This window comes from Ruegeria sp. AF7 (assembly GCF_056541885.1).
In genome coordinates this window covers 26,771-40,711 of record NZ_JBQFYX010000008.1, presented here as the reverse complement: position 1 = coordinate 40,711, position 13,941 = coordinate 26,771, and the positions used below count along the sequence as shown (strand labels likewise).

The following is a 13,941-nucleotide window of genomic DNA, read 5'->3' as shown; positions in this document are numbered from 1 at the left end:
TCAGACCCGGTGGTAGGGGCCACCTGACAGAATGGTCGCGGCCCGGTAAAGTTGCTCGGCCAGCATCACACGGACCAGCATATGGGGCCAGACCATCGACCCGAATGAAATGGAAAAATCCGCCTCGGTCCGCAGAACTGGGTCAATTCCGTCCGCACCACCGATCACAAACGCCAGGTCCTGCCGACCGGCATCGCGCCAATCACCCAGCTTCTTCGCGAAATCGGGCGAGGACATGACCCGCCCCCGTTCATCCAGCGTGCACAACACTGCCCCTTTGGGCAGGGCCCTGCGCAGCAGCGCGGCCTCGGCTGCCATCCCTGCGTTTTTTTTGTCTTCAACCTCGATCACCTGCGCAGGCCCAAGGCCCAGCGCACGGCCGGTCCGGTCAAATCGGGTCAGGTAATCGTCAAGCAGTGTCTTCTCGGGTCCGGCGCGCAATCGCCCGACCGCAACTATGCTGATACGCATGTCTCTCTCGCCTCCGGCCTGTTAATGCAGGCCGGGATGGCGCCTCAGTTCGCCGAGGCGCTGCCGCCCTGAGGCAGCCACATCTTTTCCAGCTGATAGAATTCACGCACTTCGGGGCGGAAGATATGGACGATGACGTCGCCCGTATCGATCAGCACCCAGTCGCCGGTATCCTTGCCTTCGACCTTCGAGGTGAAACCGAATTCCTGCTTGATGCGATCCGTCAGCTTTTCCGCCATGGCCGAAACCTGACGGGTCGACCGACCCGAGGCAATCACCATGTGATCCGCAACCGATGATTTGCCCTGCAGGTTGATCTGCACCACGTCTTCGGCCTTGTCATCGGAAAGTGAGGAAAGGATACGTTCAAGCAGCTTGTCGCTGATTGACTGAGAGTGGGCCATTATGTTGACCCCATCATCGGCGGGCAAACCCGCCTGTGTATGTAGAGACAGGACATAGTCCTCCTTTGTTGCGCGCCGTGAAACCCCGGCGCCGGGGTACTAATAAGGTAGCAAGGGGAATGCAACATTTCAATGAATGCACGCTGCAGTGCGTCCACAGACGCTTACTCTGTGATGATCTGTTGCGCAGTTGCGCCGTCCGGCAGCAACCGGATTTCGCGCTGCGGGAAGGGGATCGAGATACCTTCTTCCTTGAATGCGTCCCAAAGCGCCAGATAGACATTGCCCCTAATATTGGTCAGCCCCTTTGTCGGGTCGCTGATCCAGAACCTCAGCACATAGTCCACGCTGCTGTCACCAAACCCGGTGATGTGGCAAACCGGTTCATGTTTGCCGCCGCTCAGGACCCGGGCAACCGCCTTTACCGCTCTGATTGCGGTTGCGCGCACTTTATGCGGATCGTCGTCATAGCTGGTACCAAAATCCAGATCCAATCTCACGAACCGGTCGGAATGAGACCAGTTCACCACCTGATTGGTAATCAGATCTTCGTTTGGGATCAGGTACTCGCGCCCGTCCCGTGTTACGACCGACACATATCGCGCGCCAAGCGAATTGATCCAACCGAACGTATCCCCCAACGAGATCACATCGCCCGGCTTGATCGAGCGGTCCATCAGGATGATGATCCCCGATATCAGGTTCGACACCACTTTTTGCAAACCGAACCCGATACCCACGCCGATGGCGCCGGACAAAAGCGCGATGCCGGTTAGATCGAACCCCAACGTGCGGATCGCAGCCATAAAGACTGCCCCGTAAAGCAGAACCTGTATGCCTTTTGACAACAGCACCTGCATGGACGGCGTTATGTCGTCATTGCCTTGCAATGCGCGTTCGGCTGCGCGCGTGCCGATACGGGCCAGTGTCAGCAGGATGCCAATCAGCAATGTGGCCTTGAGAATCCCAAGGGCCGAAATATGCAGATCCCCGATGGAAATCGCGACACCATCAAGAAAACCCGCGACATCATCCGTCAGGTTCAACGCGACAAGCGTTGCGTAAATCCACATTGCCCACTTGAAAATCCGGCGAAGCGTGCGGTTTTGGACCAGTCTCGCGACCAGTGCTATCGCCAGCCACGCCGCCGCCAACGTAGCTATCACCCCTATGATATAGCTGCGCGATGGCCAGGTGAGTTGCTGCATGATCAGATAAATTGCCCAGGAAAGCAGGATGAAGTAGAGCAGCGCCAACCGCCGCATCAACTGCACCAGAATTCGCAGCCGCCATTTCGGCCATCCTGTACGTGAACGGGCCCAACTATCCCATTTGGACTGAGTCAGAAACTTCAGCAGCAAAGCCAGCGCCCACAGTAACAGGATGATGAGCAGTTGATATTGTCGCCAACCTGGCGTGACGATCAGATCAAGCAGCCGCGCGAACTGCGCGGAAAAAGCCGCAACCATGTTGTTGTAGAGGTCCGTCAGCGTACTGGGGATCAGGTCTTGGTTCATGCACGTCTCCTGCGGGTCAGCTTGGACAGCAAAGCGGGGCGATGCAAGCCTGACACTGGTTTTGAACCTTGATTGCCGGAAGGGCGCGGTATATCTGAACCGCATGAGACTCAATGTGGCCCAACTTCAGAATCTGGAAGATCGCGCGCGCTTGCGTGAACGGTTCTTTGGCGCTGCCCGCACCGTTCTGGCGCGCCTATCCGTCGCCTGAGCCAACTCGCCAGCTATTTCTCATTACATACGGGAGAGGACCGATGTCCCCCAAGACACTCTATGACAAGATCTGGGATGCCCATGTCGCGCACGAAGCCGATGATGGAACCTGCCTGCTTTATATCGACCGCCATCTGGTGCACGAAGTTACCAGCCCGCAGGCTTTTGAAGGGCTGCGCATGGCAGGCCGTAAAGTGCGCGCGCCGGAAAAGACCATCGCTGTACCGGACCACAACGTGCCGACCACACCGGACCGCGTGAACGGGATCGAAAACCCGGAATCACGCATTCAGGTCGAGGCGCTGGACAAGAACGCCAAGGATTTCGGCATTCACTACTACCCGGTGAATGACGTGCGCCAGGGCATCGTCCACATCGTTGGCCCGGAACAGGGTTGGACCCTACCGGGTATGACCGTTGTCTGCGGCGACAGCCACACAGCGACTCACGGTGCATTCGGCGCGCTGGCTCACGGTATCGGCACGTCTGAGGTTGAGCATGTTCTGGCCACGCAAACGCTGATCCAGAAGAAGTCCAAGAACATGAAGGTGGAAATCACCGGCAAGTTGCAACCGGGCGTGACCGCCAAGGACATTACTCTGGCTGTGATCGGTGAGACCGGCACTGCTGGCGGTACCGGCTATGTCATCGAGTATTGCGGCGAAGCAATCCGTGATCTGTCGATGGAAGGTCGCATGACCGTCTGCAACATGGCGATTGAAGGCGGGGCTCGTGCCGGCCTGATCGCGCCGGATGAAACAACGTTCGACTATGTCAAAGGCCGCCCGCACGCGCCGAAAGGGGCGCAGTGGGAAGCGGCTCTGACATGGTGGAAAACGCTTTACACCGACGAAGACGCGCATTTCGACAAGGTCATCACTCTGCGCGGCGAAGACATCGCGCCGGTCGTGACCTGGGGCACCAGCCCCGAGGACGTTCTGCCGATCACCGCAACCGTCCCGAACCCCGAGGATTTCGAAGGCGGCAAAGTCGATGCAGCCCGCCGCTCCATAGAGTATATGGGACTGAAAGTCGGCCAGAAGCTGAGCGAAGTTGAGATCGACACCGTCTTTATCGGCTCGTGCACCAACGGCAGGATCGAGGACCTGCGAGCCGCCGCCGAGATTCTGAAAGGCAAAAAGATCAAGGACGGCATGCGCGCCATGGTCGTTCCGGGCTCGGGCCTCGTCCGCGCGCAGGCCGAAGAAGAAGGTCTGGCGGATATCTTCAAAGAAGCCGGTTTCGAGTGGCGTCTGGCAGGATGTTCGATGTGTCTGGCGATGAATCCCGACCAGTTGCAACCGGGTGAACGCTGCGCCGCGACTTCAAACCGCAACTTTGAAGGCCGTCAGGGCCGGGGCGGGCGTACCCACCTGCTAAGCCCGGCAATGGCCGCCGCAGCGGCAATCACAGGACGGCTGACAGACGTTCGTGAAATGATGTAAGCTACCCTCATAACTGGATATTTGAGGGATTGAAGACATGAGTGACTGGACAAAATGGCTATTGCTTGGACTTCTGTCCATCGTGTTCGGCATCTTTGTGCTGGGCGCACCGGTCGTGGCATCAATTACCGTGACGGTGGTCACAGGTGTATTGCTGTTGATTTCGGGCGCATTGCAGGTTGTTGGCGGCTTCACAGTTGAAGGGACCGGCAACAAGATACTGTCACTTATCATGGGTGTCGTGATGCTGTTTCTGGGCTGGTCCTTTCTGGATCACCCACTGCAAGGAACGCTGACACTGGCAACCGTCTGCCTGATCCTGTTCATGGCTGGCGGCATTGCCCGCGTGATCCTGTCGTTCCAGATGCGCGGAACACAGTATTTCTGGGCGACGCTGGTCTCGGGCATCATGTCGATTGTTCTTGCGATCCTGATCTGGCGCTTTGCTGCAATGGACCCTTCGGTGCTGCTGCAATTGCTGGGCATCCTGCTGGGGATCGAGATGATCTTTAACGGGCTCGGCCTTGTCTTCATGGCGTTCTTCGTCAAGGACGCACCAAAAGAAACGAAACAAGCTTAACGCGGTGTCTGGGCGCGGCCCTCTCCCGCAGGAGTATGAACATGGATAAGTTTGAAAAAGTCCACGGGGTGGCCGCCCCAATGCCGCTGATCAATATCGACACCGATATGATCATCCCGAAAGTGCACCTGAAAACCATCAAACGGTCGGGCCTGGGTGTCGTTCTGTTCGACGAGATGCGTTATCACGATGACGGTCGGGAGAATGAAGAATTCGTCCTGAACAAGCCCGCCTATCGCGAGGCCGAGATTCTGGTTGCTGGCGACAATTTCGGCTGTGGGTCCTCACGCGAACACGCGCCCTGGGCGATCAAGGATTTCGGCATCAAGGTCGTGATCTCGACCAGTTTTGCCGACATCTTCTTCAACAACTGTTTCAAGAACGGCATTCTGCCGATTGTTGTCGGGGCAGAACACCACGCGATCCTGATGGATGATGCGCATAAAGGCGAAAACGCCCGCATGACCGTACATCTGGAAGACCAGCAGATCACCACATCGGACGGCGTCGTGATCGATTTCGAAATGGATCCTCACCGCAAGCACTGCCTGCTGAATGGTCTGGATGATATCGGGCTGACGATGGAAAAAGATCATCACATCGACAAGTTCGAGGATCACGCCAGTCAGGCCCGTCCCTGGGTGTGATTCTGGGGACGAATCTGTGGATACTCAACCTGACGGGGTCGCCAAGGCGGCCCCGCTCGCATTCTTGGGGTTGATTTTTCGAAAACCACAACATGTGGGTATCAATTTGAGATACACGTCGGATTTGCGTCGAAAATGATGCAATACCGCACCAGTTGCGCCATCTTTTTGCCCGAAATCCCGTGTTTTCTGCACCTCGGCTTGAGCAAAATGCCGCTTATCGTTCATGTTGACGCTGAAGAGGCATCCGTCAACGTCAGACGAAGCGACGGGCACAAGTTGGAAACAAGTCGACAAAGATCGGCTGATCCGGTTTGAAAAAGGGTTCGGATAGTGATTGCGCGCACAACAGGGGCGGCGATACGCGGTATACTTGTTGCACTTATGGTGCTGACACCTGCGTTGTACCTGCCTGTCTCATCTACGAACGGGACCGAGATACTGGTCTTTCTCGCGATCCTCGCGTTTATCCTGACCTTTGCCGAATACAATTCCGCCTTTCCCAGCTTCATCGAATTCCGCGACGCGCCCCCGGTCAATCGCCTTCGGTTTGTCGGCCTGATGTCGATGGTCACCTTTCTGACGCTGATCTGCAAAAACGCTTTTGAACCAACGCAGTTGACCACGTTCTCTTATTCGGTTGGTTTGGCTGTCGCAAATGTGGTGGACTTCCCCTATTCTCCGGTGCGCCTCATCGTGTTGATGTTGCCCCCGGATGCCGGCCACGCCCTGATCGAACTGGTCCGCATCACAGCCAGCGTGGCTTATGTCGCGGCTTTGGTCACGATTGTCAGCTTTGCCTATGCGGTCAGGGTTCGGGGATGGCCAACCGGAAATGGCGCCTTCAATGTGTGGACAAACCTGCCGCTGTTTGACCCGACCAAAGGGGGCGATGTCGTTACGCGCCTTCAAAGGGATGGCCGCCTGAACATCTGTATCGGCATTCTGCTGCCATTCCTCATTCCGGCGATCATCAAGTTGACGAGCAGTGTGATCGCCCCGATCTCTCTCGGGAACCCACAGACCTTGATCTGGACCATGAGCGCATGGGCTTTCCTGCCCGCCAGCATGATCATGCGCGGCATGGCGACCCTCAGGATCGCGGGCTTGATCATGGAAAAACGCCGCGCCTATTCGACCAGCGAGTCAACGCAGGCCGCATGATCCGCATCCTATGTCTGCTATTGTTGCCCTTTGCGGCACAGGCAGAGGTCGTGCGTATCGCCACCTATAACACCGAGCTCAGCAGAAAAGGTCCCGGCCTACTTCTTCGCGACATTCAACGCGATGACGCGCAAGTTCTGGCCGTTGTCGACGTTATTGCAACCGCGCGCCCTGACATTATCGTCCTTCAGGGTATCGACTGGGACCTAAACAATACCGCTGTAACAGCCCTGACCGGGAAACTGCGCAACGCGGGGCTTGATTACGGATATTACCTTGCCACACAACCCAATGCCGGGCTGGAAACCTCGCTTGACCTGGACGGCGATAGCAAGGCCCAAGGCCCCGGCGACGCCCAAGGCTGGGGCCAGTTCACAGGTCAAGGTGGGCTGGCGGTGTTATCACGATACGAAATTATCACAGCTGAGGTTCAGGATTATTCTGCGCTGTTGTGGCGCAGTTTACCGGGCGCCACCCTGCCTGGCGTAAACGGGCAACCCTTCCCGTCTGACGCGGCACATCAGATACAACGCTTGTCTTCGACTGCACATTGGGTTGTACCGATCGAAACCCCGTATGGGCGGCTCAATCTCATGACCTTTCATGCGGCGCCGCCCGTTTTCGATGGGCCCGAGGATCGAAACGGGTTGCGCAATCAGGATGAGATCCGGCTCTGGTCCGTAATATTGAACGGTGAACTGGAGCCAGTCCCCGAAGGTGCCTTTGTGATCGCCGGCGATGCCAACCTTGATCCAACGCGTGGAGAGGGCCGTAAACAGGCCATTCAGTCCCTTCTGACCCATCCCCGTTTGCAAGACCCGCTGCCGAAAGACCCTTCAGGCTCGACCTCAACGGTCGCTTGGAAGGCCACGGGTGAAATGCGCGTGGATTATGTGTTGCCGTCCGCCGACCTGCGCATTTCGGATGCCGGTGTGACGTGGCCGGAAAAAGGCAACAAGCTTTACGAATCTGCCCTACGTGCCAGCAGGCACCGATTGGTCTGGGTTGACGTCACCCTGCCTTAAGGCATGATCGACTCTGGGGTCGCATAGGACAAAGTCACCAGGTTAGGTGAGATTGCAGAACGCAATGCATCATCCAGATCGGTCTGATGCTCAGAACCCAGTAACTCGGTCAGGTACGATCCGTCCAACTGGTGTGGCACCTGCCACAGATACCGCATTTCAATCAGGTGTGAAGACATGCGCCAGAATGGTCGCGCCAGCTGCAATGGCCACCATTGCATCGGCTTCACGGATATGTCGCGTCCGGTCACTCTCGTCAAAGACTGCGCGATCTGAGTTCCGGTCAGAGTGTAGCCAGCAAAAGGAACATCGCAGAACCGCGGCAGATCCTTTCGAATTTCACACAGCGCGACGGCAGCTTGGGCCAAATCAGGCAGATAGGCCCAGGCGTGCAAAGCTTCTGGATCTCCGGGATACACGAACTGATTGCGCGACAGATGCTTGATCATGACCTGATCGAACCAGTTTCCTGATGCCTTTGTGTCAATAAAATCGCCCGCACGCAGAAGGATCGTACGGACGGTTGAAGCGCGATACGCCTCCTCCATCTCGATCCGGATACGGCCAAGCGGATTGGTGGCCAAGTGCGGTGTACTCCCGGACCATGGGCCTTGCGTGTCCGCTCCAAACACATAGACGTTGCCTGGAACCAGTACGGTGGCTCCGGTCTCGGACGCGGCATCTATCACACGTCTGGTCAGGTCGGGCATTTCACGCGCCCAATCAGGATAGAGCGGATTCCATCCGTTTACGATGACATCCACCCCTTTTGCCGCCTGGGAAAGAGATCCGGACCCGCGACGGAACGTTTGCACGGCCCAGCCTGCATTTCGAAACGCCTTTGTAGCATTGCGCCCAAACCGGCCCGACGCGCCGAGTATCAGTGCAGTTTGTGTCATTGATGCCTCCTGTTTCAGACCAATCTACCCATTCAATGTACGTATTGAATTGCCGCGAAATGCAGAATGTGTATTCATTTTTGAATGGATAAAGCACTGACACATGCGGATTGGTCTCTGATCCAAAGCTTTCTGGCCGTGGCCGAAACCGGGTCTCTGTCTGCCGCTGCACGGCACCTTGATCGCAGCCAGCCCACATTGGGACGGCAAGTACAAAGCCTTGAGGCCGAACTGGGCGTATCCTTGTTCGACCGGCACGCGCGTGGCCTGAAACTGAGCGTGGCAGGTTCCCAGCTCTTGCCGATGGCGCAGCAAATGCACAGCGCCATGACTGCCTTCAGCCTTGCCGCCGCAGGGCAGTCGCAGCAGCTTGAAGGCTCGGTCCGCATCACCGCTTCGGTCTTCGCTTCGCATCACTTGCTGCCACCGATTCTGGCGAATATCCGAAGGCAGGAACCCGCCATTCAACTTGAGCTGGTCGCCACTGACACCACGGAAAACCTGCTGTACCGCGAGGCGGATATTGCCGTTCGCATGTATCGCCCCGCGCAGATGGATATCATCTCGCGATATCTGGGGGAGGTGCCACTATGCTTTTGCGCGGCCAAGTCCTATCTTGATCGTAAGGGGCGCCCTACAACACCCAAGGAACTTTTTTCCCACGACCTTGTGGGTTTTGACGCCAATCAGGAAATCATCAAGGCCATGCGCGAAAAAGGATGGCCCGCAAGTCGCGATAGTTTTGCGACCCGCTGCGATCTGCAAAGCGCCTATTGGGAACTGATCCGCGCGGGATGCGGCATTGGCTTCAGCCAGGTCCAGATGGCCGAAGCCGACCCGGATGTCGAAATCTTGCCACTGGATGTTGAAATCCCGGTTCTACCCGTGTGGTTGGCTGCACCGCAGGCGATGCGCCAGACCCCACGTATCCGCAGGGTCTGGGATTTGTTGGCAGAAGGGCTCAAAGCCGCTCTTTGAGCGTCAAAGCGGGCCGGTATAAGTTCCGCGCGCCGGGTAGTTATTGCCCAAAGTGAACTTCAGACCACCCGCGATATCCGACATCGACGGACGTCCAAAAGGCGTGGTCTGTTGCCACGCAAAATAAAGCGTCCGGTCAGGTGCGATGTAGAAATGCCCCGGCTCGGCAAACAGATCCGGTTCGGCGCTGCCTTCGCGCTTGGTCGAGATGTTAAGACCCCAACCCTCCCGCGCAGCAGACAGGGGAAAGCTGTGACCCACACGCAAGCGCGACGCTCCGGCTTTTTCGGCGGTTTCAGCGGCACGTTCGGCGGTATCGGTGGTGATCATGATAACCTCGACACCCAGCGCCGTGAAATCGTCCCGCGCCGCCTCTACCTCGGCCATCTGCTTGATGCAAATCGGGCAATGCAGCCCGCGATATTGAATTACCAGCGCCCCGTTTTCGCCTTTGTCCACGTCAAGATCGAAGCTGCCATGGGCGACAGTTTCGATTTTTAGCGCAGGAACCCGATTTCCAGGTGTCAGCATGTGTTTTCCTTGTGTTCTGACAGGTCTGTCTCATTGACCCGATGCTGCGCAGACGCTAGGGCCTGTGCAACAAAACGCAAGGAGACCCTTCATGCCCAACCCCTCGCTCCTCATCCTGCCCGGAGACGGAATTGGCCCAGAAGTTATGGCCGAAGTGCGCAGAATCATCGATTGGTTCGGTGCCAATCGCGGTCTTCAATTTGACGTGAGCGAGGATCTGGTGGGCGGTGCCGCTTATGACGCCCACGGCAAGCCTCTGTCCGATGAGACCATGGCAAAAGCGCAAGAGGTTGACGCGGTTCTGCTGGGCGCTGTCGGCGGTCCTAAATACGACGATCTGGATTTCAGCCTGAAACCCGAGCGTGGTTTGCTGCGCCTGCGCAAGGAAATGGACCTGTATTCGAACCTGCGCCCGGCCCAGTGCTTTGACGCGCTTGCCGATTTCTCGTCGCTGAAGAAAGACGTCGTTGCCGGTCTGGATATCATGATCGTCCGCGAACTGACGTCGGGCGTCTATTTCGGTGAGCCGCGCGGCATCTTCGAGGAAGGCAACGAACGCGTCGGCATCAACACCCAGCGTTACACCGAATCCGAGATCGAACGCGCCGCGCGCTCGGCTTTTGAACTGGCAATGCGCCGCAACAAAAAGCTGTGCTCGATGGAAAAAGCCAACGTCATGGAATCGGGCATCCTGTGGCGCGAAGTCGTCACCCGCGTCGCAGCGGACTACCCCGAAGTTGAGCTGAGCCATATGTACGCCGACAACGGCGCGATGCAGCTTGTGCGCGCACCGAAACAGTTTGATGTGATCCTGACCGACAACCTGTTCGGTGACATCCTGTCCGACTGCGCCGCGATGCTGACCGGGTCGCTGGGCATGTTGCCTTCGGCCTCTCTGGGCGCGCCGATGGCTAATGGTCGGCCCAAGGCAATGTATGAACCCGTCCATGGCTCGGCCCCGGATATCGCCGGTCAGGGCAAAGCCAACCCGATCGCCTGTATCCTCAGCTTTGCTATGGCCCTGCGCTACAGCTTTGATCAGGGCGAAGAAGCGGATCGTCTGGAGGCCGCGATCGAGAAAGTACTGGCCGATGGGGTACGCACCGGCGACCTGCTTGCAGATGAGGGCGTTCAGCCCGTATCAACCACTGAAATGGGCGACGCGATCCTTGCGGCCTTGGATGCCAGCGTCTGAAACACGAAACAGCGAAATGACAAAAGGCGGTGCCCGATGCACCGCCTTTTTCGTTTTTTCCATCAAAGACGGCTCTAGTTTCCGCCGAAAATATTCTTCAGCAGATTGTTGATATCATCGGCAAAGCCTCCGCGCTTTCGACGCGGTTGTGGCTGTGCGACCTGAACCGGCGGCGCTGGTGCCATCATCGGCAAGGGTGTCGGTGTCATCCCTTCGGTGACACGCAGCATGGTTTCTCTCCAGATTTCCGCGGGCAAACCGCCGCCGGTCACACCAGATAGGGGCGTGTTGTCGTCATAGCCCATCCAAACACCGGTTACATAATCCGCAGTAAACCCGATGAACCATGCGTCCCGCGCCGCCTGGGTTGTGCCCGTTTTGCCCGCCACCTGCCAGCCGGGCAACTTGGCCCGTCCACCTGTGCCTTCGGACACCACACGTTCCATCATCCATGTCAGCTGTTTGGCAGCCGCGTCGTTGATCACCCGTTCACCGATACCGGTTGTCGTAACCATGACAGGTGCTTCATCACCCAGCAGCTTCAACTCGGTCAGGCCATAAGGTTCAACGGCAGAGCCGCCGTTCAGAATACCTGCATAAGCCCCCGTCATCTCAATCAGCGTGCTTTCCGACGCGCCCAGCGCCAAGGCCGGACCTTGCGCCAGATCGCTGGCAATGCCAAAACCACTGGCCACGGTGCGGACGTTATCCAAACCCGAAATCTCGGCAACTTTCACCGCCGGAATATTCAGCGAGTTCTTCAGCGCATCCGCCAGTGACACGCGCCCGTAGTACTTGTTGGTATAGTTCTTGGGGCACCATTGACCGGACCCGGGAATGTCCACGCAGTAAGGTTCATCCATCACCGTATCCAGCGGCGAATAGCCAAGTTCCAGCGCGGTGGCGTAGACAAAAGGTTTGAAGGACGAACCGGTTTGGCGCTTGGCGATGGTGGCCCGGTTGAACACCCCGGCAACCCGTGTTTCTCGGCCGCCGACCATGGCTCTTACCGCTCCGTCCGCGGACATGACCACGATGGCCGCCTGCGCCTTGGAGCCTTCGCGCACCTTTTCCTGAAAGATGAATTGCAAAGCCTCTTCCGCCGATCGCTGAATCCGCTGATCCAAAGTCGTCTGAATCACAACATCTTCGGTTGTGTTATCACCAAAATAACTGGGAAGTTCCGAAACAACCCAATCTGCGAAATAGCCACCCGCTCGGGCAGCAGCCGCTTCAGACAGTTGCGCCGGGCGCGTACGCGCTTCGCTGGCCTGTGCGGCGGTCAGATATCCCTGATCCTCCATCAGACCGATCACCAGCCGCGCCCGATCCTGAGACCGTTGCAGGTTGTTGGTCGGCGCATAGCGTGTAGGCGCAACCAGCAGACCAGCCAGCATCGCGGCCTCTGCGGGCGAAACCTCGGCGGCAGATTTTCCAAAGTAGCGCTGGCTCGCGGCTTCGAACCCACGCGCGCCTGCGCCAAGAAAAGCGCGGTTCAGGTAGATCGTCAAAACCTCGTCCTTGGAGTATTTCACCTCCATTGCCAGCGCATAGACGGCTTCCTTGGCCTTGCGCCACAAGGAGCCCTGACGGCAGTCGGCCTCATACGCGGCCTCAGAGTCCCAATCACTGGGATCATAAGGAACACCCAAACACAACAATTTCGCGGTCTGTTGCGTGATGGTGGACCCGCCATGCCCTGACAAAGGCCCGCGCCCTTCGCTCAGGTTGATGCTGACCGCGCTGGCGACGCCACGCGGGCTGACCCCGAAATGCCGGTAAAATCGCTTGTCTTCGGTTGCGATGACTGCGTTCTTGAGATGCGGAGACACGGTATCGGCCGTGATCACGCCACCAAACTGATCGCCACGCCAGGCAAAGACCTTGCCGTCACGATCCAGCAAAGTCACGGAACCCCGCGCACGCCCATCCAGCAAGGCATCCACATCCGGCAACGTGGCGTAGACGATACCCACCGCCAGCGCGAGCAGCATGGCCGAAATCGCACCGACACGCCAGGTCAGGCCCCAGATCAGCCGCCAGATCCATCGGAACAAACGGCGAAAGATACCACCGCCTTTGCCCGCTGATGACGTGCGGGTTTTCCTGCGTGTGGTTTTGCGCGTGGCCGTTTTGCGCGCCGTCGATTTTTTGCCCGCCGTGCTTTTGGTCGCCGCCGGTTTTCGGCCCTTTGAAGGGTACCGTCTATCCGCGACCAATGTCGGCTTGCGGCGCTTGGACTCAGTCATGCTCAAACTCTGCCCGGTTATACTTTTTGGTCACCATACCTCGACAACCACGGTATGTAGAGGTCCGATTTTCCGGAACTTCCCCTCTCTATAGTGCTCAATTATTAGTCGCAACGGCTGCGTTGTGCAAAAATTGTGCAACTTCGCATTATTTTCCGACAGGTTTTGGCCCCGAAAGCGTTTCTTACTGCGCCGCGGCGCGCTTTTTTTCTGCAGGTGCAAACAAGCCGGTCCCACCGGACAATCAGAGGGGAAAGACGTGAAACTGATCATTGCGACAATCAAGCCGTTCAAGCTGGAGGAGGTGCGCGAAGCACTGACCGAGGCTGGCGTGCGCGGCATGATGGTGACCGAAATCAAGGGCTTCGGCTCGCAGTCCGGTCACACCGAAATCTATCGTGGGGCCGAGTATGCGGTGAACTTCGTGCCCAAGATCAAGCTTGAGATCGTGGTGCCTGCGACAATGGCCGACCAGATCGTCGAGACCATCACTAAAACCGCCAAAACCGGCAAGATCGGTGACGGCAAGATTTTTGTCCTCGATGTCGAACAAGCGATGCGTGTGCGAACCGGGGAAACCAACGAGGACGCGCTGTAAGCGCGCCCACTCACAATCATTCGAG

General features: G+C 57.6%; 15 protein-coding genes. 9 read left to right on the top strand and 6 right to left on the bottom strand.

What is annotated here, in order from left to right:
• The 3 genes from rlmH to ACR0AP_RS13645 form a co-directional block, all read right to left on the bottom strand.
• Positions 1 to 471: a 23S rRNA (pseudouridine(1915)-N(3))-methyltransferase RlmH gene (rlmH, locus tag ACR0AP_RS13655; protein WP_480507152.1), complete on the bottom strand. Its 471-nt coding sequence runs from the start codon at positions 469 to 471 to the stop codon at positions 1 to 3.
• 44 nt (positions 472 to 515) lie between these two features.
• Positions 516 to 875, bottom strand: a complete 360-nt coding sequence (gene rsfS, locus ACR0AP_RS13650) for a ribosome silencing factor (RefSeq protein WP_209599225.1) — start codon at positions 873 to 875, stop codon at positions 516 to 518.
• Positions 876 to 1,039: 164 nt separating this feature from the next.
• A complete protein-coding gene (locus ACR0AP_RS13645; protein WP_480507151.1) occupies positions 1,040 to 2,392 on the bottom strand; it encodes a mechanosensitive ion channel family protein in 1,353 nt (450 codons plus the stop codon).
• Positions 2,393 to 2,507: 115 nt separating this feature from the next.
• Between ACR0AP_RS13645 and ACR0AP_RS13640 the strand changes: the two genes are divergently transcribed.
• The 6 genes from ACR0AP_RS13640 (at position 2,508) to ACR0AP_RS13615 (ending at position 7,466) form a co-directional block, all read left to right on the top strand.
• Entirely contained in the window at positions 2,508 to 2,603 is a 96-nt protein-coding gene (locus tag ACR0AP_RS13640) for an isopropylmalate isomerase (RefSeq protein WP_245220657.1), read from the top strand.
• A gap of 43 nt (positions 2,604 to 2,646) precedes the next feature.
• The gene (gene leuC, locus ACR0AP_RS13635; RefSeq protein ID WP_480483887.1) at positions 2,647 to 4,050 is read left to right on the top strand and encodes a 3-isopropylmalate dehydratase large subunit; all 1,404 of its coding nucleotides are present in this window, start codon (positions 2,647 to 2,649) and stop codon (positions 4,048 to 4,050) included.
• Between the two features lie 37 nt (positions 4,051 to 4,087).
• The gene (locus ACR0AP_RS13630; protein ID WP_209507240.1) at positions 4,088 to 4,630 is read left to right on the top strand and encodes an HdeD family acid-resistance protein; all 543 of its coding nucleotides are present in this window, start codon (positions 4,088 to 4,090) and stop codon (positions 4,628 to 4,630) included.
• A gap of 41 nt (positions 4,631 to 4,671) precedes the next feature.
• Positions 4,672 to 5,277 carry a 3-isopropylmalate dehydratase small subunit gene (gene leuD / locus ACR0AP_RS13625; RefSeq protein ID WP_480507150.1) on the top strand — a complete coding sequence of 202 codons (606 nt, stop codon included), beginning with the start codon at positions 4,672 to 4,674 and terminating at the stop codon, positions 5,275 to 5,277.
• A 333-nt stretch (positions 5,278 to 5,610) separates the two neighbouring features.
• Positions 5,611 to 6,441 (top strand): hypothetical protein, encoded by an 831-nt coding sequence (locus tag ACR0AP_RS13620; RefSeq protein ID WP_480507149.1) that lies wholly within the window; start codon positions 5,611 to 5,613, stop codon positions 6,439 to 6,441.
• On the top strand, positions 6,438 to 7,466 hold the full coding sequence (locus tag ACR0AP_RS13615; RefSeq protein WP_480507148.1) for an endonuclease/exonuclease/phosphatase family protein: 1,029 nt from the start codon (positions 6,438 to 6,440) through the stop codon (positions 7,464 to 7,466). The genes ACR0AP_RS13620 and ACR0AP_RS13615 overlap by 4 nt, the downstream gene beginning before the upstream one ends.
• Here the strand turns inward: ACR0AP_RS13615 and ACR0AP_RS13610 are convergent.
• Positions 7,463 to 8,365 (bottom strand): Rossmann-fold NAD(P)-binding domain-containing protein, encoded by a 903-nt coding sequence (locus ACR0AP_RS13610; protein ID WP_480507147.1) that lies wholly within the window; start codon positions 8,363 to 8,365, stop codon positions 7,463 to 7,465. The genes ACR0AP_RS13615 and ACR0AP_RS13610 overlap by 4 nt on opposite strands.
• 84 nt (positions 8,366 to 8,449) lie before the next feature.
• On the opposite strand from ACR0AP_RS13610, the gene ACR0AP_RS13605 reads away from it, so the two are divergent.
• The gene (locus ACR0AP_RS13605; protein WP_480507146.1) at positions 8,450 to 9,343 is read left to right on the top strand and encodes a LysR family transcriptional regulator; all 894 of its coding nucleotides are present in this window, start codon (positions 8,450 to 8,452) and stop codon (positions 9,341 to 9,343) included.
• A 3-nt stretch (positions 9,344 to 9,346) separates the two neighbouring features.
• On the opposite strand, the gene ACR0AP_RS13600 is transcribed toward ACR0AP_RS13605, so the two are convergent.
• Positions 9,347 to 9,874 carry a redoxin domain-containing protein gene (locus ACR0AP_RS13600; RefSeq protein ID WP_480507145.1) on the bottom strand — a complete coding sequence of 176 codons (528 nt, stop codon included), beginning with the start codon at positions 9,872 to 9,874 and terminating at the stop codon, positions 9,347 to 9,349.
• A 91-nt stretch (positions 9,875 to 9,965) separates the two neighbouring features.
• Here ACR0AP_RS13600 and leuB point away from each other — a divergent pair, with 91 nt between their 5' ends.
• Complete coding sequence (leuB, locus tag ACR0AP_RS13595; protein WP_480507144.1) at positions 9,966 to 11,069, top strand: 3-isopropylmalate dehydrogenase; 1,104 nt, start codon at positions 9,966 to 9,968, stop codon at positions 11,067 to 11,069.
• Positions 11,070 to 11,143: 74 nt separating this feature from the next.
• Here the strand turns inward: leuB and ACR0AP_RS13590 are convergent, their stop codons facing one another.
• A complete protein-coding gene (locus tag ACR0AP_RS13590; RefSeq protein WP_480507143.1) occupies positions 11,144 to 13,318 on the bottom strand; it encodes a transglycosylase domain-containing protein in 2,175 nt (724 codons plus the stop codon).
• Positions 13,319 to 13,577: 259 nt separating this feature from the next.
• Between ACR0AP_RS13590 and ACR0AP_RS13585 the strand changes: the two genes are divergently transcribed.
• Entirely contained in the window at positions 13,578 to 13,916 is a 339-nt protein-coding gene (locus ACR0AP_RS13585; protein ID WP_209507249.1) for a P-II family nitrogen regulator, read from the top strand.
• The last annotated feature ends 25 nt before the right edge of the window (positions 13,917 to 13,941 follow it).